General features: G+C 69.5%; 27 protein-coding genes. 11 read left to right on the top strand and 16 right to left on the bottom strand.

Annotated elements, in window-relative coordinates:
- Positions 1 to 423: 423 nt before the first annotated feature.
- From BFN01_RS12405 to BFN01_RS12435, 7 genes are all read right to left on the bottom strand, one after another.
- On the bottom strand, positions 424 to 2457 hold the full coding sequence (locus tag BFN01_RS12405; RefSeq protein ID WP_256221148.1) for a hypothetical protein: 2034 nt from the start codon (positions 2455 to 2457) through the stop codon (positions 424 to 426).
- A 217-nt stretch (positions 2458 to 2674) separates the two neighbouring features.
- Complete coding sequence (locus BFN01_RS12410) at positions 2675 to 2932, bottom strand: hypothetical protein (RefSeq protein WP_071644667.1); 258 nt, start codon at positions 2930 to 2932, stop codon at positions 2675 to 2677.
- Between the two features lie 65 nt (positions 2933 to 2997).
- Positions 2998 to 3873 carry an FHA domain-containing protein gene (locus BFN01_RS12415; protein WP_177243868.1) on the bottom strand — a complete coding sequence of 292 codons (876 nt, stop codon included), beginning with the start codon at positions 3871 to 3873 and terminating at the stop codon, positions 2998 to 3000.
- On the bottom strand, positions 3870 to 5234 hold the full coding sequence (locus BFN01_RS12420) for an AAA family ATPase (RefSeq protein ID WP_071644669.1): 1365 nt from the start codon (positions 5232 to 5234) through the stop codon (positions 3870 to 3872). The genes BFN01_RS12415 and BFN01_RS12420 overlap by 4 nt, the downstream gene beginning before the upstream one ends.
- 14 nt (positions 5235 to 5248) lie before the next feature.
- Entirely contained in the window at positions 5249 to 6328 is a 1080-nt protein-coding gene (locus BFN01_RS12425) for a M23 family metallopeptidase (RefSeq protein ID WP_005053797.1), read from the bottom strand.
- On the bottom strand, positions 6328 to 6867 hold the full coding sequence (locus BFN01_RS12430) for a hypothetical protein (protein WP_071644670.1): 540 nt from the start codon (positions 6865 to 6867) through the stop codon (positions 6328 to 6330). Before BFN01_RS12430 ends, BFN01_RS12425 begins: the two co-directional genes overlap by 1 nt.
- 1 nt (position 6868) lies before the next feature.
- On the bottom strand, positions 6869 to 7141 hold the full coding sequence (locus tag BFN01_RS12435; RefSeq protein ID WP_071644671.1) for a helix-turn-helix domain-containing protein: 273 nt from the start codon (positions 7139 to 7141) through the stop codon (positions 6869 to 6871).
- A 220-nt stretch (positions 7142 to 7361) separates the two neighbouring features.
- On the opposite strand from BFN01_RS12435, the gene BFN01_RS12440 reads away from it, so the two are divergent.
- The 9 genes from BFN01_RS12440 (at position 7362) to BFN01_RS12480 (ending at position 16656) form a co-directional block, all read left to right on the top strand.
- On the top strand, positions 7362 to 7904 hold the full coding sequence (locus BFN01_RS12440) for a DUF6668 family protein (RefSeq protein WP_217703003.1): 543 nt from the start codon (positions 7362 to 7364) through the stop codon (positions 7902 to 7904).
- Between the two features lie 11 nt (positions 7905 to 7915).
- The coding region (locus tag BFN01_RS12445; RefSeq protein ID WP_143187243.1) for a hypothetical protein at positions 7916 to 8184 on the top strand (269 nt) is incomplete at its 3' end.
- A 50-nt stretch (positions 8185 to 8234) separates the two neighbouring features.
- Entirely contained in the window at positions 8235 to 8537 is a 303-nt protein-coding gene (locus BFN01_RS12450) for a hypothetical protein (RefSeq protein WP_071644674.1), read from the top strand.
- Between the two features lie 11 nt (positions 8538 to 8548).
- Positions 8549 to 9301 carry a hypothetical protein gene (locus BFN01_RS12455; RefSeq protein WP_071644675.1) on the top strand — a complete coding sequence of 251 codons (753 nt, stop codon included), beginning with the start codon at positions 8549 to 8551 and terminating at the stop codon, positions 9299 to 9301.
- 3 nt (positions 9302 to 9304) lie between these two features.
- Positions 9305 to 10966 (top strand): hypothetical protein, encoded by a 1662-nt coding sequence (locus BFN01_RS12460; RefSeq protein WP_071644676.1) that lies wholly within the window; start codon positions 9305 to 9307, stop codon positions 10964 to 10966.
- Positions 10966 to 12480: an SCO6880 family protein gene (locus BFN01_RS12465; RefSeq protein WP_005053891.1), complete on the top strand. Its 1515-nt coding sequence runs from the start codon at positions 10966 to 10968 to the stop codon at positions 12478 to 12480. Before BFN01_RS12460 ends, BFN01_RS12465 begins: the two co-directional genes overlap by 1 nt.
- Positions 12480 to 14111, top strand: a complete 1632-nt coding sequence (locus BFN01_RS12470) for a hypothetical protein (RefSeq protein ID WP_005053888.1) — start codon at positions 12480 to 12482, stop codon at positions 14109 to 14111. The genes BFN01_RS12465 and BFN01_RS12470 overlap by 1 nt, the downstream gene beginning before the upstream one ends.
- Positions 14108 to 15895 (top strand): TraM recognition domain-containing protein, encoded by a 1788-nt coding sequence (locus BFN01_RS12475; protein WP_071644677.1) that lies wholly within the window; start codon positions 14108 to 14110, stop codon positions 15893 to 15895. Before BFN01_RS12470 ends, BFN01_RS12475 begins: the two co-directional genes overlap by 4 nt.
- Entirely contained in the window at positions 15895 to 16656 is a 762-nt protein-coding gene (locus BFN01_RS12480; protein WP_071644678.1) for a DUF4913 domain-containing protein, read from the top strand. The genes BFN01_RS12475 and BFN01_RS12480 overlap by 1 nt, the downstream gene beginning before the upstream one ends.
- Positions 16657 to 16720: 64 nt before the next feature.
- Here the strand turns inward: BFN01_RS12480 and BFN01_RS15525 are convergent, their stop codons facing one another.
- Genes BFN01_RS15525 through mobC form a run of 5 tightly spaced genes read right to left on the bottom strand, consistent with a single transcriptional unit; the run spans position 16721 to position 20338 of the window.
- On the bottom strand, positions 16721 to 16879 hold the full coding sequence (locus tag BFN01_RS15525; RefSeq protein ID WP_175988855.1) for a hypothetical protein: 159 nt from the start codon (positions 16877 to 16879) through the stop codon (positions 16721 to 16723).
- Positions 16876 to 17337 carry a hypothetical protein gene (locus BFN01_RS12485; protein ID WP_071644679.1) on the bottom strand — a complete coding sequence of 154 codons (462 nt, stop codon included), beginning with the start codon at positions 17335 to 17337 and terminating at the stop codon, positions 16876 to 16878. The genes BFN01_RS15525 and BFN01_RS12485 overlap by 4 nt, the downstream gene beginning before the upstream one ends.
- Positions 17334 to 18176 carry a hypothetical protein gene (locus tag BFN01_RS12490; RefSeq protein ID WP_071644680.1) on the bottom strand — a complete coding sequence of 281 codons (843 nt, stop codon included), beginning with the start codon at positions 18174 to 18176 and terminating at the stop codon, positions 17334 to 17336. The genes BFN01_RS12485 and BFN01_RS12490 overlap by 4 nt, the downstream gene beginning before the upstream one ends.
- Before the next feature lie 15 nt (positions 18177 to 18191).
- Positions 18192 to 19943, bottom strand: a complete 1752-nt coding sequence (locus BFN01_RS12495; protein ID WP_071644681.1) for a relaxase/mobilization nuclease domain-containing protein — start codon at positions 19941 to 19943, stop codon at positions 18192 to 18194.
- Positions 19940 to 20338: a plasmid mobilization relaxosome protein MobC gene (gene mobC, locus BFN01_RS12500; protein WP_071644682.1), complete on the bottom strand. Its 399-nt coding sequence runs from the start codon at positions 20336 to 20338 to the stop codon at positions 19940 to 19942. The genes BFN01_RS12495 and mobC overlap by 4 nt, the downstream gene beginning before the upstream one ends.
- A 254-nt stretch (positions 20339 to 20592) precedes the next feature.
- On the opposite strand from mobC, the gene BFN01_RS12505 reads away from it, so the two are divergent.
- Positions 20593 to 20964: a hypothetical protein gene (locus BFN01_RS12505; protein WP_071644683.1), complete on the top strand. Its 372-nt coding sequence runs from the start codon at positions 20593 to 20595 to the stop codon at positions 20962 to 20964.
- Between the two features lie 475 nt (positions 20965 to 21439).
- Entirely contained in the window at positions 21440 to 21688 is a 249-nt protein-coding gene (locus tag BFN01_RS12510) for a helix-turn-helix transcriptional regulator (protein WP_005053867.1), read from the top strand.
- On the opposite strand, the gene BFN01_RS12515 is transcribed toward BFN01_RS12510, so the two are convergent.
- The 4 genes from BFN01_RS12515 to BFN01_RS12530 are packed head-to-tail and all read right to left on the bottom strand — an operon-like array spanning position 21669 to position 23654.
- A complete protein-coding gene (locus BFN01_RS12515; protein WP_071644684.1) occupies positions 21669 to 22256 on the bottom strand; it encodes a recombinase family protein in 588 nt (195 codons plus the stop codon). The genes BFN01_RS12510 and BFN01_RS12515 overlap by 20 nt on opposite strands.
- Positions 22253 to 22582, bottom strand: a complete 330-nt coding sequence (locus tag BFN01_RS12520; RefSeq protein WP_071644685.1) for a hypothetical protein — start codon at positions 22580 to 22582, stop codon at positions 22253 to 22255. Before BFN01_RS12520 ends, BFN01_RS12515 begins: the two co-directional genes overlap by 4 nt.
- A 12-nt stretch (positions 22583 to 22594) precedes the next feature.
- On the bottom strand, positions 22595 to 23410 hold the full coding sequence (locus BFN01_RS12525; RefSeq protein ID WP_071644686.1) for a Fic family protein: 816 nt from the start codon (positions 23408 to 23410) through the stop codon (positions 22595 to 22597).
- A gap of 1 nt (position 23411) precedes the next feature.
- The gene (locus tag BFN01_RS12530) at positions 23412 to 23654 is read right to left on the bottom strand and encodes an antitoxin VbhA family protein (protein ID WP_005053860.1); all 243 of its coding nucleotides are present in this window, start codon (positions 23652 to 23654) and stop codon (positions 23412 to 23414) included.
- Positions 23655 to 23829 lie beyond the last annotated feature (175 nt).

Below are 23829 nucleotides of genomic sequence, written 5' to 3' on the forward strand. Positions count from 1 at the left end.
TTTCTTTATTACATGTTGTTTATTTTTTGTTGTGGTCATTTTCTTCTCTTTTTATTCTATGTGTTTTTTTTTTTTTTTTTTTTTTTTTAGATGTGTATAAGAGACAGGTAATAGGGTTATTTCCCTGCTCATCCCCTCCACGTTTTTTTGCCGTGAAGGCGGTTTACCGCCGCTAGGGAGGATGCCCGGAGCTCAACCCGTAGGGCGGTGGGGGAGAGAGTTTCGGCGCGAAATAAGGGAGCGCAGCGACCGCGTGCCGAAAGTCTCGGAGGAGCCGGCGGCGCAGCCGCTTGGGTGGAGGGTTGACGACCGTATGCTGCCGAAGGCTTCACGGCAAAAGAACGGGCCGTAGGCCCTGACTGTGCCGGCACCGCCGGCTCGACCAGCGAGCCCCTGGGCTCGCCTCCGCGCAGCGGATCGGTTCTACGCGACGCGGCGCTGCGGGGTGTCGAGCTGCTTCACGGCTGGCCCGTCGCAGTACCGGCACCGGACGCCGACGGTCATCCCGTGGGAGCAATAGCCGGGGTCGATCCACTCGCCGTCGGCGTCGACGTCGGCGGGGGTCTCGTCGACAACGGTTCTCGAGCGGAGATCTCCGTCGGCGTCGCGCTCGTAGGGGCGCACGGCCGTTCCCTCGCGCTCCTCGATGATGATCCGTCGAGCTGCGGCGTAGTCCAGCCGGCCATCGGCTCGGCGCGGGTGCGGGCCGTAGGCGTGGGTGCCGTCGTCGGGGACGAGGGAGAGTTGACCGCGGCTCGGTCGACGTCGGGCGTCGGGTCGACGCGGTGCGTGCATCCACGCTTCCTCGGCCTTCCACCAGGCCCATGCTTCGCGCTCGACGCGGTAGCGGTCTGCGCGGGCGTCGAGTCGGCCGGCGACTCCGGCGCGCTCGGCGGCCGAGTCGGGGGAGTGGGGGTCGACGCGGTGCCATCCGTCCCGGCTGCGCTCGACGATGCCGGCGTAGGTGAGGCGGTCGAGGAGTCGACGGGTTCGGAGAGGATCGGCGCCGATGGTGGGGGAGAGTTCGTCGAGGGTGCGAGCTGTGGTGTCGATTCGTGCGTAGAGGTTCCCGGCCAGGTGTCCGAGCGCGGGGCGGGTAGCGGTGAACAGGTCGTGTGCGGCATCGGTTGTTCGTGTGCGCAGCGTTGCGAGGAGGGTAGTTCTCTCAGCGGCCCCAGCCCCGGGGGGGCGTGGGTCCGCTTGTGACCGGGCATGATCCGTGTTGCTGTGGAGAGTGCTCTGCGGGTCGATCGTCCAGTGAGCGGCGCGGGGGCCGTCGGCGGCCGCGGTCTGGGCGATCCATCCGTCCTCTGCGAGGCGCAGCAGCGCCGTCCTGGCCGTCTCGCGGCCGACCCCGGCCAACAGGGCCAGGCGGCGGGTGTCGGCCTCCACGGAGGCGCTGAGGGCGTGCAGGGCGAGGAAGCTCAGCACGTCGAGGATGCGGCGATCGGCGGGGCCGCCTCCGCGGGTCCAGCGGCCGGCGGCCGCGTCGGCGCGGAGCTGCACGTCGCGGACGTGCGCGGCCATCGCGTCGGCGCGGCGGTCGAACGTGGGATCGTCCCCGATCTGGCGGTCACTCGCGGCGACGTAGCGCACGGCCTTGTCCCACTGTCGGCCGAGCACGGCGGCCTGCTCGCCTCGGGGGCGAGCTGCGCGGCCGCGGGTGGTGACGCGGCTGCGGACGTGCTCTAGGCCGGGCTCGGTGTCGACGAGGGCGGCGACGTCGGCGTGCCGCCACTTGGCGGCCGCTGCGCCGATCAGGACGCGCCAGAGCGTCGCTGAGGCGTCGATGGGTGTCTCTCGGAGAGCTGCGGAGCTGTTGGCGGGGAGCTGCCGGCGTGGGCCGGCCAGGTGCAGGCGGCCGTGGGAGTCGAGGGGGAGCGGTGAGCGGGGGTCGATGGGCCGTGCGGGCTCGGTGTCGTCGACGAGGCCGGCGACGAGGCTCACGAGGGCGCGGACCTGTGCCGCGGTGGCCGTGGGGGCGCGCAGCGCGTCCAGGTCGCCGCTGAGGACTGTGGAGTGCCCGCCGGCACGGTGGGGCGCTCCTGGGGGCCGCACACAGCCGGTTACGGCGTTGCTGAGCGGTGACAGGTCGAGGGTGGGGCACAGGTGCTTGGTGAGGCGGGCGAGGGTGGCGACGGTTTCGGCGTCGACGGACTCGGCCAGGCCGACCCACAGGTGCCGGCCGCCGGTCGGCCCGGACTCGCAGAGGACGTAGGGCAGGCCGACGTCGCGGAGGAGGCCGCCGAGCACGTCGGCATCGCGAGCTGCGGCCGCGGGGTCGCCGTGGGCGTCGAGGTCGAACGCGAGGAGGCGGAATCGCTTGTCGGGGCCGGCGAGGTAGACGGCCCACGGGCGCTCAGGGGCGGCCGTGCCGATCGCGCGATCGCGGTAGTCGTTCAGGACGGTGCCGTAGGCGTCGACGACGGCCACGCGCACCCGCGGCCGCGGGCTCACCGCGGCGGTGAAAGCCCACGAATCGGCGCGTGAATGCTGCGCAGCACTAGCACTAGGGGTTACGATGGCGTCACCTCACTTCGCGGTGTGGGCACGACAAAGCCCCGGTTCCCTACCGGTTCTTGTCGGAACTGCCTTGATCTACCAGGTCGCCAAACTCAGAGGATCAGGCACTTAGCTTCGGCCCCCGTCTCATAGAGGCGGGGGCTCGCTCGTTCTATGCGGCTCTCGTGGTGGCCTCCACGGGGATATCGAGCTGGTTCGCGCGATCGCGCGCGGGAGGGTCAACGAGCGGCATTCCGCCGTTCTCGCTGACGAGCTTTGCGATGAGCGCATCGAGGTAGTACGACATGGTGACGCCGGATGCCTCGGCTGCTTCGCGCACGTCGTTGCGTGCACTGGGGGAAACACGGCCCTGTAGCAGGACCGTGGGCGCGTCGTTCGGGCGTCGCGCACGCCGGCCGTAATCGCTCATAGATGCCATCGTGCCGGGATTATGCATAAACACTGGGGCGACGCGCCGACGTCGACGGGTGTAGCTCACTGGGCCTTCTCGATGGTGCACTCCACGTCGCCTAAGAGGATCGTCGATCCGTCCGGGATCGTCGTGGGATGGCCGGGGGTGAGCCACCGCGGCGGGGTCGACTGTAGTTCGATGCCGTTCGCGGAATCGAGGTCGGTCACGACGATGTGACCGGCGTCGTCGACGGCGATCGTCGCGTGTGTGCGCGAGAGCATCCGGCCTGGCGTGGCGATGCTGAGCGGTTCGTAGCCGGCGACCGGCTCGGGGTTGCGGCCGATGACCACGCGGGGGCCGGCGGAGACGCTGCGCTGCGTGTTGAAGGCGAGGCGCAGCGCTGGGCGGGCCGGTGTCGCGCGGCGCGTGAGGCGGGTCTGCTCGACGTCGTGCAGCTCGTCGAGCGCGCGGAGCTCAATGGGATTCGGGCGCGTGATCGGCGCGGCCGCGGGCGGCGGTGTGACGGCGTTCGGTTCGGCCAGGGGAGCGACCTCGACGCGCAGCGGCTCGTCGACGGCGCACTGTACGCACGTCGTCGACGTGACCGGCTGTAGACGGCGGCAGATTCGGCATCGGCCCTCGTCGATGCTGAGGCCGTCGGCGGCCGGGATCGTGCCGTCGGCGCCGACGAGCTGCACGTAGCCCTCGGGGCGTACGGCGAGGGCGTGGGTGCGGCCGTCCTCGGTGACGTCGAGGCGGATCGGCCGGCGTAGCTGCGTGGCGATCGCCACGGCGCGCGCGATCATGCCCGTGCGCAGCGCGGCGACGGACTCGGCCGCGCACGCGCGCCGTTGACCGTTGACCGTGAGCGTCCCTGTGCCGTCGGCTGTGACCTCGGCGGCGAGCCGGGGCCACTCAGGGACGCGATGGAGCCCTGGGACGGGCTGTGTGGCGTTCACAGCCCGCGTGCGACCGCCGCGCCGGCTGCCAGCCATGCTCGCTGGGTGTCCGGGCGCAGAGAGCCGAAGCGCAGCACGCCGTCGACCATTGCGGGGTCGTGGGGGACGGTGACGGCTTCACGGGCGAGCGAACGGTAGCCGTCGGCTACGCGCGCCAGCTCGGCCGGGGTCGACTTGGGGTCGGCCTGGTTGACGATCACCACGGCGTCGCGAGCCAGCTCGGCCGATCCGGCATCGCGCTCTGCGAGAGCTTCGAGGAGAAGCGCGCCGGCCTCGGCGTGGTCGTCACGGGTGGTGGTGGCGACCACGAGCTGGTCGGTGTGGTCGATCATTCGCAGCCACATCGGGTCGGACTCGTCGTTACCGGAGTCGATGAAGATCAGGCGGTAATACTTCGCGGCCACGGCGTGGATCGCGTCGACGTCGCTCGGCTCCACGCGCTGTTCGTGGGCGAGGGCCATCGGCTTGCTGCGCAGCACGTCGAACCGGTCGCGGGTCTGGTGGTGCACGAAGTGGGCGAGGTCGGCCGACTGCGCCCCCGTGCTGAGGAGCCGGTCGACCTGGGGCAGGAGGTCGAGCAAGGTCGCCTCGTGCGGCCCCTGTTCGGTGCGCCAACCGAGCGTGCCGCGGGTCTGGTTGTTGTCCCACGTCAGCACGCCCGCGCCGCCGTGGCGGGCGAACACGGCCGCCAGGAGGACGGTCGTCGGGGTCTTGCCCGCGCCGCCCTTGCCGTTCACCACGGCGATGGTGCGAGGGCCGGGCCAGTGCTGCGAGACGGCGAGGACGTCGGAGCGCTCGGCGCGCTCGGAGTCGCTGGGGCTCATGCGGATGCCGAAGCGGGTCAGGGTGCCGCGCCATCCCTGGGTCGCTGGCTCCTCGATCTGCTCCTGCGTGAGGAACGACTGCCGCGCCTCGCGGCGGCTCGGGTACTCGGGGGCTGGGACCGGGGCCTGACGCACCCATGCGTTGCCGTCCGGGGCTGCCTGGGCGGGAGCGACCGGCGCGGGAGCGACCGGGGCGGCCGCGGGAGAGGGCACGCTGTCGATCGGCGCGGGTGCCGGTTCCGGCTCGGGCTCCTCGACGGGCGCGGGGTGCGCCGGCAGGCTGTCGTCGGCCTCGACGCTGCCGTCGGGGTGGACGATCAGCGGCCACTCCCCGTCGGGGCCGGTCGTGGTCACACGGACGGGGCGCTGCATCTTCCCGGCCGTCTCAGCGACGCGGGCGAGGATCGCGGCGCGAGCATCCTCGAGAGTGGTCGTCTCGATCGGGTAGGACGTCCCGTTGATCGTGACCTCTCCCGATCCGTTGGCGTGGGTGCGCGCCTCGATCTTGGGGAACGTGGGTACTTCGATGCCGCTCATGGTCGTCTCCTGATCTACTGTCCGAGCTGGATTCCGACCTCAGCCATGAAGGGGGCTGGGTCGATGTTTTCGCCGTTCACCTGCACCTCGAAGTGCAGGTGGCATCCGGTGGACTGTCCGCTGCTGCCGACGCGGGCGATCTGCTGACCGCCGGTCACCTTGTCGCCAACCTGGACGAGCATCCCGGAGTCGTACATGTGCAGGTAGCGGGTGGTGACGCCGCCGCCGTGGTCGATCGCGATGACGCCGTTTCCGCCGCTGTCGAAGCCGCGGAACGTCACGACACCGGACTGAGCGGCCCAGATAGGGCCGTCGCAGCCGCCCCCGGCGAGGTCGGTGCCGGCGTGCAGCCGCCACACGTTGTCGATGGGGTGCAGCCGCATGCCGTAGGGGTCGGTGATCGGGCCAGCGCCGGGCGAGGCCCAGCCCTGGGCGTTGACGCTGCCGGGAACGCCGGGCTCGCACTTGCCGCCGCTGGCGCTGCCGTCGCCGGGGTTCAGACCGGTGGTGGTGCCGGAGAGCCCTTCGACGATCTGCACCGCGCCATCCCAGAACTGGGTGTAGTGGTACGGGTCGGCGTTGACCTGCGTGCGGTGGGCGACGATCGTCGGTTCCAGCGACTCACGGTCGGGAACCTTCGCGACCATCGCCTGGAAGAACTTCGTCGACGAGATGTAGGGGTCTAGCCGCTCCTCGCGGGTGCCCCATCCGTCCTGCTGCTGGAACAGGCCGATCGAGGTCGTGCGGGTGCCGTCGGGGTTGGTGACGCCGCCGGTTTCCCAGTCGCCGTAGTCGATGTTTCGGAGGCTGGATTCGCCCATCGCGGTCATGACGCCGATGGTCTGATCGCGGACGTTCAACCCCTGGTCGGCGCCGGCCTTCATGACGTTGGCGGCGTTCACAAGCTGCTCGTGGCCATAGCCGGCGATTTCGGTCTGAGGCACCGAGTCGGGGTTGACCGAGACGCTCGACCCGCCGCCCCCGGCAGGCGCGCAGTTGTCATCCCCGACGAGAAGGAGGCCGAACAGCGAGCCAATGACGAGGAGCGGGACGGCGGCGATCGCGTAGACGCCGCTGCCCTTGGGGCCGGCCATTAGTTCACGCCCTCGGGGAGGATGAATCGGGAGGCGAGCCACGGCGAGGCGGCATCGGCGCGGCTGAGCACGACGCCGTAGGTGCCGGCGTTGGTGGGGACGTCGACGAACGCGACGTAGGCGCTGGTGTCATCGGTGATGACGGCGGGACCGGTGACGCTCGTCGCGACGATGCGCGCCGGGTCCATGTAGGCGTAGTCCTGGGTGGCTTTGCCGTCCAGGAGCGGCTGCAAACCGGCCCACCACTGCTCGAACGGAAGATCGGGGCGCGCGTAGGCGGTCATCACGGCCACGGCGGCCGTGGTCGCGCTCTCGCGCGATTCGTCATCCCACGTCGGCACGGGACGCGGGCCGTGCGTCTCTCCGCTATCGGCGTCGATAGCGCCCGTGGGCGCGGGGGTGAACTGGTCGAGGTCGGGATAGATCGGGCCGGAGCTGCTGGCGCTAGGAGTCGGCGCGGGCTCATCGCTCGGGGCAGTGCAGGCGGTCAGGGTCGCCGCCGTGACGACGATGAGTAGTGCCGGCCCGATCTTCCGCATGTCAGTCTCCTTGGATGATTTCCGGCCGGATGACGAGGACGGGGCCGGTATCCCGCTTCTTGTTGGCACCCTTCCGCAGGGTGTCTTTCAGCTCGTCACGGATGACGAACCACGTTGTGCCGATCTTGTAGCCGGGGATCAGTCCGTCTTTGAGCCAGGCGTAGACGCTCTTCGCTGACACCCCGAGCCGTTCCGCGACCTCCGTCGCGCCCAGCGTCGGCGGGCTCTGGTCGAATAGGCGGTCGACCGCGTCTCGATCGTCGTCGTTGCTCATCGGGATTCCTCCTGGTGGGGCCACGCGACCAGCATACTCATTCGGGAGCATAAGTACAGGTTTGGGATCATTCGGGTTGATCCTTCCATCTTTGGGGGGTTCGGGGTTAGTGTTTCCCTGTAAGGGTGAATCTCACTGTACCTAGGGGGGCAAGATGAGCGAACCGCTCAACCCGTGGCTTTCCCGGCCAACGACACCGCCACCTACGCAAGCTGCGCCCGTGGCCTCCGTGCCCGATGCGTTCGGTCCTGTGGCTCCGCAGCGGGGCATCCCTGCCCCGGATCGCGTCGACCAGCTCCCGATCCACGACCGCGGCACGACCGCCGCGCTCTGGTGGGTGGGGGCGCACGGCGGCTCGGGAGAGTCGACGCTGGCAGCTCTCATGCCGGGGTCACAAGCGGCCGGCCACGCCTGGCCGCGTACGCCCTCTCCGACGCCCGCGCGGACGGTGCTCGTCGCACGCGGTGACGCTCGGGGACTGCGCGCCGCGCAGGACGCGATGCGTCAGTGGGCGGCGGGCCTCGTGCCCTCGGTTGAAGTCTTGGGCCTGGTCGTCATGGCTGACGCACCTGGTCGTGTACCTCGTTCGCTGCGCGACCTCTTGCAGGTCGTCAGCGGAGGCGTCCCGCGCACCTGGACGGTGCCGTGGGTCGAAGCATGGCGTGTGGGGGAGCCGCCGGCTCTCGCATCTTCTCCGCGTGAAGTTCAGCGACTTGTCGACGAACTGACCGCACTCCTCGGTGCCGCCGGCACCACGAACTGAAAGGCAGACACATGTCCGTTATCGACGTGTTCCACGCGGCGGCCGACACCGCCGTTCACATCGCCGGCGTCATTCCCGACCCCGACCCGGTACAGCCTCCCGGCACCGAAGGGGTGACGACGATCCTCTCCTGGTTGAAGTGGATCGGCTACGTCGTCGTCGGTGGCGCGATCATCGTCGGCGGCATCCTCATCGCCGTCAGCTTCCGTCGTGGTGAAGGCCACGACGCCCTGCCGAAGATCCTCTGGCCGATGGCCGGAGCGATCGTGATCGGCGGGGGNNCCCCCTAGGGTTCGTCGGCAGCGTCAGATGTAGCTGAAAGGCAGACACTTGTCCGTTATCGACGTGTTCCCCGCGGCGGCCGACACCGCCGTTCACATCGCCGGCGTCATTCCCGACCCCGACCCGGTACAGCCTCCCGGCACCGAAGGGGTGACGACGATCCTCTCCTGGTTGAAGTGGATCGGCTACGTCGTCGTCGGTGGCGCGATCATCGTCGGCGGCATCCTCATCGCCGTCAGCTTCCGTCGTGGTGAAGGCCACGACGCCCTGCCGAAGATCCTCTGGCCGATGGCCGGAGCGATCGTGATCGGCGGTGGTGCCGCTCTCGTCGGCATCCTCGCCAACGCCTGAGAGGAGCCGTCATGGCTGAGGACGACACCCAGCAGAACCCCTTCACCCGCCCCGGCTTCATCGTCGGGGCGGTGGTGGTGGCCGCGCTCATCGTGACGGCCATCGTCTTGACGGTTCTCAACCTGAACCGCGGGAACGAGGCCGGCCCGCCCGCGCCCGATCCGTCGTCCAGCGCCACGACGAGCGCCGCCCCAACCCCGGAGCCTTCCGGGGTTGCGGGCGGCGCTAGTGTCTGTGGCCTGGAAGGCGAGAAGCTGTCGGGCACGGTCACGACCGCGCCCGCTGCGGAGTGGAAGTTCCAGGACGTCTACGCCTACCCAACGTCGACGACGTTCGGGCCGGGCGAGACGGCCGCGGAGGGCTACCCGTTCTGCTTCCAGCACTCACCGGAGGGTGCACTGTTCGCTGCGGCCAACGTAACGATCATCGGCTTCGGCCCGGCCGATCAGCGCTCCGCATTTCTCCAGTACGCGCTCACCGATGGGCCGTACCGCGACACGATCCTGAGCGCTGACGGGGCGGCTGCCCCCTCGGACGTTCGGGCATCCATCGCCGGCTTCCGCGTGCTGGCCTACGACGGCGACAGCGCCCGTGTGGATATCGCGTTCCGCGGTAGCAGCAACGGGCAGAGCGTCACCGGCTCTGCGGTCTACGAACTCGTGTGGGCCGATGGTGACTGGAAGCTCGATGCCTCGAAGTCGGAGCCGGCGCGCGTTGCCGAGCTGCCCGACCTGTCGGGCTACGTGAGCTGGACGGAGGGATAGGTCATGGCCGCGAGTGAATGCGCGCCGCTCGACCTCGGCTGCAAGGCCGGAGAGTGGGCGAACAGCGTCGTTGGTGACGCGATCCAGAACATGGCCGATGCGGTCATGGAAGCTTTCGGCAAGGCCGTGGCCTCGCTCGGCACCCTGTGGGTGAACGTCGGGACTCCGAACCTCACGGGGACGGGCGGTGGCTCGTCGATCGCAGCGGGGGCCAGCGCGCCGAACTCGGACGGCATCATTACGGTGCTGGGCTGGGTGACCTGGATCGCGATCGCACTCGCGGCTATCTCGATCATCCTTCTTGGAGCGCTCATCGCTTCACGGATGCGGAACGGTGAGGGCTTCCAGGCCGCGGGCCGTCTCGGCATCGTGCTCGGCGCGATCTTCCTCATCAGCGGCGCAACGGCGCTCGTGTCGGGCCTCCTGCCGAACGGGCCACAGGGTGCGGGCGGTGCGGTGCTGTTTCTGCAGTCGTCGCTCTGGTGGTACATGGGGGCGGCCGCGGTCGTGTCCGTCATCATCGGCGGCGTTCGCATGGCGTGGGAGCAGCGGGCCGAGCCGGGAAAGGACACGATCAAGAGTCTGTTGACGCTGATCGTTGTCGCGGGTGCCGGCGTGACGATCGTCGGCCTGTTGGTGTCGGCGTTCGACTCCTTCTCCGTGTGGATTCTGAACGGCGCGCTGAACTGCGACGTCGGCACGGATACGGCGTGCTTCGGCAACAACATCGCGACGTTGCTCGCCCTGACGACGAACCCTGCGGCCGGTGGCCTCGGCGCGCTCCTCATCATCATCTTGGGGCTGATCGCGATCCTCGCGACCGCGTTCCAAATCGTGCTGATGATCGCGCGCGGCGGCATGCTCGTCATCCTGACGGGCATCCTGCCGCTGTCGGCTGCGGCCACCAACACCGAAATGGGTAAGGGCTGGTTCAAGAAGAACGTCGGGTGGCTCGTCGCTTTCATCCTCTACAAGCCGGCCGCCGCGATCGTCTACGCCGCGGCGTTCCAGCTCGCGGGAACGAACGTGTTCCAGGACGACGGGACAGGCTTCATCGCCGTGCTCACGGGCCTCATTCTGATGGTGCTCGCGCTGTTCGCGATGCCCGCTCTGATGCGATTCGTGACCCCGCTCGTCGGGGCCATGTCCGCGGGTGCCGGCGGCGCGTTGGGCGTCGCAGCTCTCGCCTCGCTTCCGACGGGAGCGGCCTCGATGGGTCGCCTCGCGACGGGCTCGGGCGGTGGCTCGTCGGGCGGTTCCGGATCGACCGGCTCGTCTGGGTCGTCCGGCTCCACGGGCTCTACCGGCCCGTCTGGGGCGAACGGCGGCGGTCAGTCTGCCCCACAGGCGGCGCAGGCATCTAGCGGCGCTGGTGGCGGCGGTGGAGCCACGACAGGGGCCGCGGCGTCCTCGGGTGCTGCTGGTGGCGGCACGGGCGCTGCTGCGGCGTCTGCGGGCGGTGGAGCTGCCGCGGGCGGCGCTGCGGCCGGTGGAGCTGCTGCCGGTGGTGGAGCTGCTGCGGGTGCAGCGGCCGGCGCCGCTGGCGGGCCGATCGGTATGGCGGCCGGCGTCGCGATTGGCGCTGCGAAAGAAGCAGGACAGGCGGCCGCTGGGGCCGCCCGAGACATTGGTAACCAGGCAACAGGTGAAGGGAGCGAGAGCTGATGGCAACCGCAGACACAACGAGCCGTAGAGGCGTTCGCACATACGGGAACTGGCGTCAGCCGACGTCGCCGGGCCTCCTCGGGCTCGGCACGGTCGGCACGGGTCTGATGTTCGTCGCACTGCTGATCGTGATCGTCGTCCTGATGACGACGAATATCCTCAACGCCTTCATCACGGCCGCCGTGTTCGGCGGTCTGATCCTGCTGCTGACGATTCGCGACGGCGACGGGCGCAGCGTGCTTTCCCGCACGGCGAACCGCGTCGCGTGGACGTCGACGAAGCGGCGGAAGGCGAACATCTACCGCTCCGGCCCGCTGGGCCGTGCCGACTGGGGAACGAATCAGCTCCCCGGCCTCGGTGCTCAGACTCAGCTCTCCGAGCACGAGGACTCCTACGCCCGGCCGTTCGCGATGATCTACTCACCGCACGCTAAGACGTACTCGATCGTGATCGGCACCGAGCCTGACGGCGCGGCGCTGGTCGACCAGGAGCAAGTCGACCTGTGGGTGGCCGACTGGGGCCACTGGCTGCGCAACCTCGGTGATGAGCCAAACATGGAAGCCGCCGCGGTGACGATCGAAACGGCTCCCGACTCGGGTCGCCGCCTGCGCCGCGAGGTCGAGACGAACACCGACCCCGACGGCCCGGACTTCGCCAAGGCGATGCTGGGTGAGGTCGTGCTGAGCTACCCGGCTGGTTCGTCGACGGTGAAGGCGTACGTCTCGCTGACGTTCGCCGCCGCGCCGCGGAAGGGCGCTAAGCCCCGGAAGCCCGACGAAATGGCCCGCGAGCTCGCGGCTCGTCTGCCCGGCCTGACGGCCGGATTGCAGGCGACGGGCGCGGGTGCAGCGCACCCGCTGTCGGCCCAAGAGCTGTGCGAGACGATCCGGGTCGCCTACGACCCGGCGGCCGCGACGCTGATCGACGACGCGCACGCGGACGGTGACGTGCCCGACCTCCGGTGGAGCGACGTCGGCCCGACGGCCGCTCAGGCCGGATGGGACGGCTACCGTCACGACTCGGCCAAGTCGGTCACCTGGGCGATGACGCAAGCGCCCCGCGGGCTCGTGCAGTCGGGCGTCCTCGCCCGCCTGCTGGCTCCGCACCGGGATATCGCCCGTAAGCGCGTGACGCTGCTCTACAAGCCGATCGACCCGGCGCGGGCGGCATCGCTCGTGCAGTCGGACGTGCGAGCTGCGGAGTTCAAGGCGACCTCGACCCGGAAGCCGGCGGCGCGTGACTCGCTCGCGCTGCGCTCGGCTCAGGCGACGGAATCTGAGGAGGCATCGGGCGCGGGCCTGGTGAACTTCGGAATCCTCGTCACCGCGACGGTGATCGACCCGGCCAAGGAGGCCGACGCGCGCGCCGCGGTCGACAACCTCGGGGCGACCGCTCGCCTCCGGCTCCGGCCGGTCTACGGATCACAGGACAGCGCATTCGCCGCCGCGCTGCCCCTGGGCCTCGTGCTGAGCAAGCACGTTGCCGTCCCTGCGGCGCTGAGGGAGCGTGTCTGATGAGTGCTGACCTGATTGCTCTCGCCGTCCTCGGCGGGCTCGTCGTGATCGTCATCGTGGGCGCGCTGCTGTTCGTGCGCAGCGGCCGGAAGAACACCGACGCCGGCTCGTCGACGTCGGCCGGCGCGCTGACGTCTCGGGGCTACAGCGGCCCCGGCGGCGGCATGTCGAACTTCATCCAGCCGCCCGCCGAGTGGCGCGGCACGACCGTGCAGGTGTGCGGCCTGTGGCCGTACTCGATCGGTGCCGGCACGCCGATGGTGGGCGTCCCGCTGGGCCGCCACATTCACACCGGGGCGACGCTCTGCTGCGACCCGATTTCGTGGTTCCAGCGCGCGAAGCTCATCAGCAACCCGTCGCTGTTCGTGCTCGGCAAGCCGGGCCTCGGGAAGTCGACCGCCGTCGCCCGGATGGCGATCGGCCTCGCCGGCTACGGCGTGCAGCCGCTCGTGCTGGGCGATCTTCGACCCGACTACGTGGAGGTCATTCGCGCGCTCGGCGGCCAGGTCATCACCCTCGGCCGTGGCCGCGGGCACCTGAACGTGCTCGACCCCGGCGAGGCGAAGGACGCCGCGAAGCGGCTCACTGAGGCCGGTTTCCCGAAGGAGGCCGGCGAGGTCTTGGAGGACGCCCACGGCCGCCGCCTGGCTATGGTGTCGTCCCTGCTGACGATCCTCCGCAAGTCGGCTCCGAGCGACGTCGAGGAATCCATCGTCGACCAGGCGCTGCGCTACCTCGATCGGAACTTCGACGGCGTGCCGGTGCTGGGCGACCTGCTGAACGTCGTGCAGCAAGGGCCGGAGGAGCTGCGCCTGGTGGCCGTCGACCGCGGCGACTTTGCCGAGTATCAGCGGATCACGCGCGGGCTGGAAGCGTCGCTTATCAGCCTCTCCCGCGGTGGCCGCCTGGGCGAAATGTTCTCCCAGCCGACCGACAACCCAATGCGCCTCGACCGTCCCGTGGTCTACGACATTTCGGCCATCGGTGAGGCTGAGGGCGACCTGCGCGCGGCGACCCTGCTCGCCTGCTGGTCGAACGGATTCGCGACGGTGAACATCGCGAACGTCCTCGCGGATGCCGGCCTGGAACCGCGCCGGCACTACTTCGTCATCATGGACGAGCTGTGGCGTGCGCTGCGCGCCGGTAACGGCATCGTCGATCGCGTCGACTTCCTCACCCGCCTGAACCGTCAGGTGGGTGTCGGCACGGCCATGATTTCGCACACGATGGCCGACCTCAGCGCCCTCCCAGAGGAGGACCGGTTGAAGGCGAAGGGCTTCGTCGAGCGCGCCGGCATGGTGATGTGCGCGGGCCTGCCGTACACGGAAATGCCGGAGCTGACGACGGTCATCCCGTTCTCGGAGGCCGAGCAAGAGCTTCTGACCGGCTGGCAGGACCCGCCCGCGTGGGATGCCGCGTCGGGCCGCGAGGTCGACCCTCCCGGCCGCGGGAAGTTCCTCGTCAAGGTCGGCACTCGGCCGGGTATCCCGGTCGAGGTTCGATTGACGGAGGCTGAGCGCTCGATCCGCGACACGAATCAGCGGTGGTACGAACAGTCCCGCACCGGACGGCGCGCGCTGCACGTCGTCGAGGAGCTGGTCGAGGAGCACGAGGAGCGGGTGTCGTCATGAGCACTCCGAACAACCGCCGCCGCGATCCCGGCGGCTTCGGCGCGGAGACGATGATGCTGCTCGTCGGCATCGGCGGCGTGGTCGCGGCGATCGTCGTCCTCAACGTCGCGGTGCGCCTCGGCCACCAGCTCGACGGGACCGGTGTCGAGCTGCCGAGCGACCCGTTCGCGTTCACGCTCGGCGTCGTCATGGGGCGGGTGCCGTGGCCGGCATCCGCGACGTGGATCGTCATCGTCCTGTTGGCGATCGTCCTCGCGCTCGTGGTGCTCGCGATCATCGGCGTTGTCCGCTACCGGAAGGGACGGACTCGCGTCGACCGGGCCAGCTCGTACATGGGCCGGGGGAAGGACGTCGAGGGTCTGAGCAAGCGCAACGCGCAGGCTCAGGCGACCCGCCTCGGCGTCACCGGCTCCCTCGGTGTGCCGATCGGTAAGACGCTCGGTCAGATGCCGCTCTACGGCACCTGGGAGGACATGCACATCGACATCTGGGGGCCGCGCACCGGTAAGACGACCTCTCGGGCGGTGCCGGCCATCCTGGAAGCTCCTGGGGGCGTTCTCGTGACGTCGAACAAGCGCGATGTGGTCGACGCGACGCGCGACGTGCGAGCGGAGGCCGGCCCGGTCTGGGTGTTCGATCCCCAGGGGATCGCGCTCGAGAACCCTACGTGGTGGTGGAACCCGCTCAGCTACGTCACCGACGAGGTGCGCGCGGCCAAGCTGGCCGATCACTTCGCCTCCGGTTCCCGCGACCCCGGAGCCAAGACGGATGCCTACTTCGACCCCGCGGGGCAGGATCTCCTTGCGGGGCTCCTGCTCGCGGCCGCGCTCGACTCGCGGCCGATCACGGACGTCTACGGGTGGCTGACGCGCCCCACGGAGGAGGAGCCGATCGGCATCCTCCGTCGCGGTGGGTACGACCTGACGGCCGACCAGGTGCGCGGTGTCATCACCGCCCCGGAGAAGCAGCGCGGCGGCATCTACGGCACGGCGCAGCAAATGGCGTCGTGCCTGACCAACCGCCAGGTAGCCGCGTGGGTGAACCCGCAGGGTGAGCCCGATCTGCGCCCGCAGTTCGACCCGGCCGCGTTCGTGCGTGACGGCGGCACCCTGTACTCGCTCTCCAAGGAGGGCCGCGGGACCGCCGGCCCGCTCGTGACGGCGCTGACGGTCGCCGTGGTGGAGGCCGCGGAGGAGCTGGCCGCCGGGTCTGCCGGCGGCCGCCTGTCGGTGCCTCTCCTCGGCGTGCTCGACGAGGCCGCGAACGTGTGCCGGTGGCGCGAGCTGCCGAACCTCTACAGCCACTACGGCTCGCGCGGAATCGTGCTGATGACCATCCTGCAGTCGTGGTCGCAGGGCGTCGACGTGTGGGGTGATTCGGGCATGCGGAAGCTGTGGAGCGCCTCGAACGTGAAGGTCTACGGCGGCGGCGTCTCCGAAGATGCGTTCCTGGAAAGCCTCTCCAAGCTGATCGGTGACTACGACCGCCAGGCGTCGTCGGTGTCCTCCGGTCGTGGTGGGCGCAGCGTGAATCAGCAGCTCCACCGTGAGCGCATCCTGGACGTGGCCGACCTGGCCGCGATGCCGAAGGGTCGCGCCGTGGTGCTCTCGTCGGGGAACCGCCCGACGCTGATTCGCACGCAGCCGTGGATGACCGGCCCGCACGCCGAGAAGGTCAAGGCGTCGATCGCAGCTCACGACCCGCAGGCGTCGCGGACGATCATCGAGGCGCAGGAGTCGGTGCGTGAGGTCGCGGCCTCCGTCGACGGGAACGGGGCGGCCTGATGAGCGACAACTGGGGCGACGCTCCCGCTGACGAGGGGATCGAGGCGCAGCCGTTCGAGCTGGACGAGGGAGACGAGCCCGACCCGCGCGACGTCCCCGACGATGCCGAGCTGCCGGAGCTGCCGGAGCGTGAGCCCGGCCGGCTGTTCGGGATCGACATTGCCGACGTCGCGACGAACCTCGCGGCCCCGGCGATTCGCGCCGTGGTGCAGAAGGCCATCACCGGGGCGGTGAAGGATGCCGTCGCTGCCGAGGTCGACGAGGCGCTGGACCCCTCAGTGATCGAGGAGCTGCAAGCGCAGGCGGCCACGGCCGCTCGTCGTGCGGTCACCGCGGCGATGGATGCCCTCGACGAGGAGGAGCCGGCCGACGAGGAGCCGGCGCTGTACTACGGCTCGGTCGACGAGTTCGTGCGCGAGTACCTGGTGAAGAACTACCGTCGCCGCGTCGACGGGGAGCGCACGGTGTGGGCGGCCGACTGGTGGAACTACCCGGAGGCCGTCATTCGGCTCGACGCTCTGTGGCGGGCGTGGGAGCATCTGCGCCTCGACCCGACAACGGGCATGAGCGTCTGGTTCCGCGATCACGCCGAGCACCACATGAGCGTCCTGCTCGACCCTCACGGCCCGTTCGCGGCCGCCGGCATGGGAGAGAACCGGGTCAACACGAACGACAGCGACAAGGGCGCTGAGCTGCCCTACACGGCACCGCCGGAGGGTCTGTACCCCGACCTGCGCGAGGAGCCGCCTACGGGCGTCTGAGCGCACAACGAGAGAGGGACCGGCCCAGTGGGTCGGTCCCTCTCTCGTGCGCTCAGTCGGCTGCTCAGGCAGTCTTGGCGACGGTCCGCGCGTCGGGGTCTTTCCCGAATCGGCGAATGTAGGCCTGTCGGAGTTCTTGGAGCTGCGCCCGCTCGCGATCGCTGATCGGCTCGGCTTTGCCAGCCGCGATCCGACGCTGCAAGCTGCTTGCCTTCTTCGTCACTTCACCCACGGTAGCCACCTCCATCTACTACTAGTTTCCGCCGATACGGGCTCGCTGTCTACGCCGCTCGCATCCTGCAAGTTCTGCATCGTGCGGTAGATCATCTTGCCCTCTGTCTCGGTCGCTTCGTCGAATAGCGCCACCAGGGCGTCGTTCGCGACTTCGCGGTCAGTCTGATTGTCAGAACCAGCTTGCCCGAGCGCCCATTCCGCCCGCTTCCACCATTGCTCGCGTGCGGCGTTCTCGCGCGCGATCAGTGTCGACCGGTAGGCCGGGTAGAAAGCGACCGCGGCCGCGACGATGGCGAACAGACCCGCCATCGGCGGGCCTGACCAGAACGCGCGCCAAAATGGGTCGTCCGCGAACGGTGGGAGGAGGCTACGCGCGCCGAACCCGACACCCGCCGCGACGACTCCGACGCTGACGAGCTGCGCGATGCGCCTCCCGCGGACGCTCATCGACCAATCTCAGTGCGCTGCACCTTCGACGATCGCGACCGGTTCGGCCGCGCCTTGGCGCTCTGTAGCTGCTGCGCCTTGACCGCCTCGGTGGCCGGCTTGCCCTGGCTGACGTCGGCGGCCATCTTCGCGCTGACGGCCTCCTTGGCCACGCCGCGCTGTTCGAGCTTGTCGGCGTCGCGCTCGCGCCGCTCGGACGAGTCGTACAGCGGCTCGGCCTTCTCGCGGGTGGCCTCGGCGCGGTTCTGCTCGCGCTCGGCCTGGACCTGTGCCTGCTCGCGCTCTCCCTCGTCGGGAGTGGTGTCGGCGGTGTCGCGTGACGCCTCGGCCGCACGGTCGGCTTCGTCGGCCTGGCGCGACAGTGCGACCGCCTCGGCCTGCTCGGTGGCGCTGCGCTGACGCTCGGTGTCGGACTGCCGGCGCAGCTGCTCAGCCTCGACGGCCGCCTGGACGGCCGCGGGATCGGCGCCGGTGTTGTCGACGTCGACGCCGTAGCGCGTGCGGAGCTCGTCGCGGATGCGGCCCTCCGCGCGCTGCGCCTCGGGGTCTTCCGTGCCCCACGCGCGCGCCGTGGTGAGTGCGCCGCCGATCTGCTGCGGCGTCGCCTTGTCCCACCAATCGGAGCGGTACACGCCGCCCAGCTCGACGCGAGCTGCGCGCTTCTCTGCCTCGAACCGTGACGACAGTTCGCGCGCTGCCTGCTCGCTCTGCGCCTGCGCTCGTCGTGCCGCTTCCTCGCGGCCGCGGGCAAACGCTTCGCCTACGCGGCCCGCCGCGGTGACGGCGATGCGGAGCTGCCCTTCGAATGCTTCCTCGATGCCGTCGCTCTCATCGGCCATGATCTGACTCCCTTCTCATCGCTCCGGGCCGCGATCTGCGCCCGGCTTCGTCGTGGTGCGCGGCCGCGCGGGCTCCACCTGTGGCGGAACCGGCGAGCCGGTGGTCTTGTTGCGCTGCTCCTCCGCGCGCTGCATCTTGTCGAGCGCTTCCTGCACGGATGCGTCGACGATCGCGGAGCGGTCGACCTTCGGCGGGGTCGCCGTGGCGGTCGACGTGGGGGCCGTCGTCGACGTCGCGGCCGCGGGTGCCGGCATGGCTTCGAGCTGACGACGAACGTTCATCACGCGCTCCCGCACGGCGGCCTCGACGTTCGCTGCCTGCCGTGCCTCCCCGGCGGCCTTGGCGGCGTCGTAGACGGCCTGCGAGAGGTTCATGAGCTGGCGCAGCATGGCGAGCTGTGCGGCCGTCCCTTGGCCGCCGCGGGCGACGCTGGCGAGGAGCATCGTCGCCCCCGACATTGCCACCCGGCCGGCGCGCTGGCGCTTCACCGGGCGACGGTAGGTCTGCGCCGACTTGGCGAGTGCGTCGGATGCCTCGGCGAGGTCGCCGGGTGTCTCCTCGACGGCGTTTGACCAGGCTGCGAACGCGGCGGCGGTCTGCCGTGCGACCGTCGACCAGGTGTCGCGGTCGTCGAGCGGGATCGACCGAAGCTGCTCGCGGAGCTGTCCGATTTCCTCGGTGTGCCGCTGCCACAGCTCGGGGTCTGGTTCGCGCATTTCGCGACCAGGTGCAACGGGCCGCCGGCCTCGTCCCGCTGCCTGCCACTCGGCGGCCGCGTCGGTCGCCCCGGTGGGTGTGTCGGGCCATCCTTCGCGGAGTCTCGGCAGGGTGAGGTCGCGGCCTATCTGGCCGCCGCCGTACCAAATCGGACGCTCGCCATTGGCCGGTCGGCTCGCCACCGAGTAGCCGGTGATGACGTCGGTCGTGCCCTCCGCGAACCGGGGGCGCACGAGGACACCGGAGCGGCGTAGCCGGCGCACGAACTCGGCTTCGTTCTCGCTCGCGCCGGCCGCGCCTCGCACGGTGCGCGCGAGGTCGTTCCGGGGTGCGTTCAGTCGAACCTCAGCGGTGATGCGTGCCTGTCGTTCCCTCGGGTCAAGGCGGTGCCATTCGGGCTGCTCTCCCCCGACACGGGCCGCGTGCTGTTCGTACTTGCGCTGCGCAAACAGCGCGGCGCGCTCCTCGACGCGGGCCTGCTCCGCGGGGCTGTAGCCGCGCGTCGCACGCTCCCCCTTCGTCGACTCCAACTGCTCCAAGCCGTACTTGACTTCGAGGGCACGCGCGGCGTTCTGTGCGCGCTGGTAGTCCAGGTGCGTCGATGCCTTCGTGCCGTCCTCGCGGACCAGGTTCACGGCGATGTGCACGTGGTCGTTGCCGGCCTGTGAGAGGCCGTGACGGATCGCGACCCAACGGCACGGGGCCTTGGTTCCGTCGTTGTCGTCGAACCCCATCGCGGACACAAAGTCTTGCGCGATCGCGGCCCACTCCTGATCGGTGCGAATGCCCTCCTCGGCGCGCAGCGACAGTGAGGCGTGCCACACGTGGCCGCCCTTCACGTCGACGCCCATCGCTGTGCGCGGGCGGTCAAGGTGACGCGCGATCGCCTTCGCGTTGTCGCCGCTCAGCTCGGCGTCGTCGTACCACGCCATGAGCGCGTGATCGCCGGCCACCAGGTGCGGCTCCTCGTGCTCGTTGTGGCGACCCTCCCCCACGAGGTAGGTCATCAGGCCGGCCATGCGATCGCCGCGCGTGACGTTCGGCATCATGACAGGCTCAGCTCATCCACGGCCGCGTCGATGCGCTCCGCGACTCGACGCACCGCGGCGAGCGTGGCGTCTGTCTCTGCCTGACGCTGACCGGTCGCATTCGTCGCCTTCGCGATCTGGTTCACGTTGTTCGACACCGCGGCCAACAGCCGGTGCAGCTCGAACAGCTTCCCGATCGCGTTGCGCCGCTCGGTGACCGTCTCCCCCGTCTCGGATGCGAGAGTCGTCTCGACCAGCAGCCGCGGGATCGTCACCCGCTGAGCGAGCGCCAGGCGCAGCAGCCGGCCCTCCTCCTCGGGAGTCACCTTCACTTCGTGCTTGTGCTTCCGACCGCCGGGGGCATTCGCACGCCGACGCCGCTCCGTCTGGGGCTCGGCTGCCGTCTCATCAGACATGCGATCCCCTTCCTTCGGCCCAGCGCAGCGACCCCGCCCCGTGCGGGGACCACACGTCCAGTGTGCCGCACCCGTCGACGGCTGTCGAGGGGTCAAGCCCACTTAGCCCTGCTAAGTGTTTAGCTTGCTCCGTCTGGGACTCCATTTGCGTTCGCTCACGTCGACAGACGGGAGTGGTCGAGGCTTCGCCTCGGCGTGCTTTTGATGTGTCGACAGGCGTCGACTTCGAACCGCGCGATCCGTACGATTGGTGCATGGCTACGCAACTGACACCAGAGGAAGCAATTGAGCGCGCGCGACGTCTACAGGATGACCGCCTGACTGCGGTTCGTACCGTCGCGGAGGCGCGGCAGTCGCTCAGCGATGTGCGCGACGAGACGGCGCGCGAGCTGGCCGACCTACAGGCGCGGATCGCTGAGCGGATCGCGACCGCGGAGCGGGAGGACGTGCGCGCCTACTCCGCTGCGCTGAGCGCCGGATGGTCGGCGGACGAGCTGCGCAAGATCGGGTTTGCGGAGCCCGACAAGAAGGCGCGCACCCGGCGTCGATCGACGCGCAAGCCTGCGTCCAGCTCGGCACCCGCGGCGGCTGACGATGCGTCGTCGGAGCCTTCTACGGAGGGCTGATCGCTCCCACGTTCTCGGCCCCACGTTCCGCTCTGCGGCGTGGGGCTTTCGTGTGTCCCCGCGCTGCGGGGTTGCACTCCGCTCCCGATCCCGTCAAGGGCGCTTCGCGTCCCTTCGGGAGAGCCCTGCGGGCTCCCCTTGACCGGCTCTCCGCTGCGTGCAAGGCGGCAAGTGTTCCGAGAAAGCCGGCACCTCGGCGTACCGCCGAACTGCCTACTTTCATCGGACACACAACAAGGGATTGGGATCGAACGATGAGTAGACCCGTGAGTTTCGCAACGCTGACAACGACACTGCCGACGTCGGATGAGGAGCGCGGTCGGCTTATGCGAAATGTGGGTGAACGTGACCAGCAGCTCTACGAGTACGGTCGCTCTGGCTATAGGCTCGCGGCATCCGTGACGGTGCCGGGGGGCGACGTCGTAACGGTGATCGACACGCTCACTCGTGAGGGTGAGTTGGGGGACGATGACCGATGACGCGATCAATCGCGGTGCAGGTCGCGCAGCGCATCCGGCGCGTGCTCGACACTCGGGGTCTGACGGTCGAGTGGTTGGCTGACGCGACCGGGATCAAGCTGCGCACCCTCACCCGGCGACTGCACCTGACCAGGCCGTGCGGCCTCACGGTCGACGAGCTGAACGCGATAGCCGGCGCGCTCGACGTCGCGCCCGGCGTCCTGCTTCACGAGGACCAGGGCGGCGCTACCGCTGCGTCTGAGTGAGTTCCTGATCGGCCTTGTTGAGGGCGCGTGCAACGGTCGACTTGCCGACGCTGAGCACCGCGGCGATGTGGTCGAGGCTGGCACGCTCGGCGCGCATCCGCTGCGCCTGTGCGATCTTCTCCGGCGTCATCTTCGACGGCCGGCCACCGACCCTCCCCTGCGACTTCGCGTGAGCGAGGCCGCGCATCGTGTTCTCCCGGATCGTGTCGACGCGGAGCTGCGCGAACACGGCGACCATGCCGAACAGAGCGCGACCCATCGGGGTTGTGGTGTCGATCATCGGCTCCGTCAGGCTCTTGATGTTCACCCCTCGACGGTCGAGGTCGTGCAGCGTCTCGATGATGATCCGCTCCGACCCTCCCAGCCGATCGAGGCGGCGCACCAGGAGGGTGTCGCCCTCGCGGAGGTAGTCGAGGCAGGCGAGCCACTGTGGACGGTCTGCGATGCGGCTCGACTCGCCGTGGTCAACGAATACTCGAGAAGCACCGGCCGCGCGCAGCTCGGCCTCCTGAGCTGCGGGGTTCTGCTCCCGCTTCGAGACTCGGGCGTAACCGACGACGTTCGTCACTGCTGAACCTGCTTCACGCCCTCGGCCGCGTCGTCTCGTCGCGCTCGGGCGATCCTGCGCATGCGCGGGATGACGAACACGAGCCCGGCCAGGACGGCGACCGTGGCAATGATTCGACCGGGGAGCCATGCCGCCCCGTCGATCCAGAGTGCCGCGATCCAGAGGACGATAGCGACCTCACACAAGCCGAACGCCCAGAGGAGTCGACGTGCGCCGCCGCTCGTGCGTCCGAAGCGATCGCGCGCGGTGAGCAAGGCGATCGCCCCGAAGACGAACAGCACCACGCCGGCCCCGCCGACAAGGTTCGGGATGAGTGAGTTGAACATGGGTTCTTCCTATCAATCACGGCCGACGTTGGGGCCGCGGGTGGCGCGGTAGCCGGCACTCGGCGGCCGGGCCTGTGTGCCCTGCTGCGGTGTCTGCTTCGTCGCCTCGGACGCGGGACGGGGATAGGACGCGCTGAGCGCTGAGCGTGCCTGAGCGGCCCTGTCAGAAGCGGCCGGCGGTGCGGTGCGCTCGACGGTCACCGCGGCGAACACCGGGACGAGAGAGGCCGGCTCGGGAGCGTAGGCGAACATGTCGGGTCGGCTCATGGCCGATCCCGCGTTCCACTGCTCCGGGCTCACGCGAGCGAAGTCGAACCGGTACGGCGACTGCTCGGCCACGTGGGCCATGAACACCTTCGACGTGCGGCCGTTGCCCTCGCGGAACGGGTGCGCCTGATTGACGTAGGCGAACACGGTTGAGGCCGTGGCCACGAAATCGTTGCGGCTGATCTTGGCCCAGTCCGTCGACGTCACGAGCTGGCGGGCATCCGACAGATACCGGTCGACCTCGCCCGTCTTGACCTCACCGAAGCCGCGCCCTGGACCCTTCGACATTTCCACGGTGCGGTACTCCCCCGCCCACTCGTAGACGTCCTGGAACAGGTGCCCGTGGATCGCGCGAAGGTGAGCCCCGTCGAACGTGCGCGGCACGTCGACCTCGCCGTTACCGAGCTGCACGGCGCGCACGGTGGTGTCGGTGTACTCCATCCGAGACAGCACCCGCGCGTCGCGCTCGTCATAGAGGTTGCGCAGCGTCCCGATCCCCGTCAGCGGGTCGATGGTGTCGGGGTAGAAGTACGACTCCCAGCTATCGAACTGGGATGCCACGTCAGCGGCCGGCGCCGACGACGCCGGCAGCGCGGCGAGCGGCAGCGTGGCCGCGTCGACGGTACTCCGCGAGGTCGATCGCCCCGCGGGTGTAGTCGGTCACGTTCTCCACGTCCTCGCGGGTCGGGGTGAACCCTTCGTGCCATCCGGCGGCGAGGGCCTGGCGCACGCTGTCGCGCTGCGTCGCGTCGAGCTGCGCGAACAGCTCCGGCCACTCCTGCTCGACCGTGAATGCCTCAGCCACGATGGGCTCCCTTCGTCGTCCTACCAGTCTACCGGTTTTCCCGAAAACGGTCTATGGAATGTTTCGGCACAAGAGGGTTTCGGCACAGGGTTTCGGCACGGCGTGTCGACGTCGCCGCGGTGCCGTCGGTACTCGTGCCGGAATCGATCAGTTTCGAGCGATTGCGGAAACCTAC

Source organism: Microbacterium sp. AR7-10 (assembly GCF_001878835.1).
GTDB lineage: Bacteria > Actinomycetota > Actinomycetes > Actinomycetales > Microbacteriaceae > Microbacterium > Microbacterium commune.

Excerpts from the sequence above, each read along its gene's own strand:
- BFN01_RS12410 (WP_071644667.1), bottom strand. The coding sequence starts at position 2,932 with ATGAGCGATTACGGCCGGCGTGCGCGACGCCCGAACGACGCGCCCACG.
- BFN01_RS12420 (WP_071644669.1), bottom strand. The coding sequence starts at position 5,234 with ATGAGCGGCATCGAAGTACCCACGTTCCCCAAGATCGAGGCGCGCACC.
- BFN01_RS12425 (WP_005053797.1), bottom strand. The coding sequence starts at position 6,328 with ATGGCCGGCCCCAAGGGCAGCGGCGTCTACGCGATCGCCGCCGTCCCG.
- BFN01_RS12430 (WP_071644670.1), bottom strand. The coding sequence starts at position 6,867 with ATGCGGAAGATCGGGCCGGCACTACTCATCGTCGTCACGGCGGCGACC.
- BFN01_RS12435 (WP_071644671.1), bottom strand. The coding sequence starts at position 7,141 with ATGAGCAACGACGACGATCGAGACGCGGTCGACCGCCTATTCGACCAG.
- BFN01_RS12455 (WP_071644675.1), top strand. The coding sequence starts at position 8,549 with ATGGCTGAGGACGACACCCAGCAGAACCCCTTCACCCGCCCCGGCTTC.
- BFN01_RS12460 (WP_071644676.1), top strand. The coding sequence starts at position 9,305 with ATGGCCGCGAGTGAATGCGCGCCGCTCGACCTCGGCTGCAAGGCCGGA.
- BFN01_RS12465 (WP_005053891.1), top strand. The coding sequence starts at position 10,966 with ATGGCAACCGCAGACACAACGAGCCGTAGAGGCGTTCGCACATACGGG.
- BFN01_RS12470 (WP_005053888.1), top strand. The coding sequence starts at position 12,480 with ATGAGTGCTGACCTGATTGCTCTCGCCGTCCTCGGCGGGCTCGTCGTG.
- BFN01_RS12475 (WP_071644677.1), top strand. The coding sequence starts at position 14,108 with ATGAGCACTCCGAACAACCGCCGCCGCGATCCCGGCGGCTTCGGCGCG.
- BFN01_RS12480 (WP_071644678.1), top strand. The coding sequence starts at position 15,895 with ATGAGCGACAACTGGGGCGACGCTCCCGCTGACGAGGGGATCGAGGCG.
- BFN01_RS12485 (WP_071644679.1), bottom strand. The coding sequence starts at position 17,337 with ATGAGCGTCCGCGGGAGGCGCATCGCGCAGCTCGTCAGCGTCGGAGTC.
- BFN01_RS12490 (WP_071644680.1), bottom strand. The coding sequence starts at position 18,176 with ATGGCCGATGAGAGCGACGGCATCGAGGAAGCATTCGAAGGGCAGCTC.
- BFN01_RS12495 (WP_071644681.1), bottom strand. The coding sequence starts at position 19,943 with ATGATGCCGAACGTCACGCGCGGCGATCGCATGGCCGGCCTGATGACC.
- mobC (WP_071644682.1), bottom strand. The coding sequence starts at position 20,338 with ATGTCTGATGAGACGGCAGCCGAGCCCCAGACGGAGCGGCGTCGGCGT.
- BFN01_RS12505 (WP_071644683.1), top strand. The coding sequence starts at position 20,593 with ATGGCTACGCAACTGACACCAGAGGAAGCAATTGAGCGCGCGCGACGT.
- BFN01_RS12510 (WP_005053867.1), top strand. The coding sequence starts at position 21,440 with ATGACGCGATCAATCGCGGTGCAGGTCGCGCAGCGCATCCGGCGCGTG.
- BFN01_RS12520 (WP_071644685.1), bottom strand. The coding sequence starts at position 22,582 with ATGTTCAACTCACTCATCCCGAACCTTGTCGGCGGGGCCGGCGTGGTG.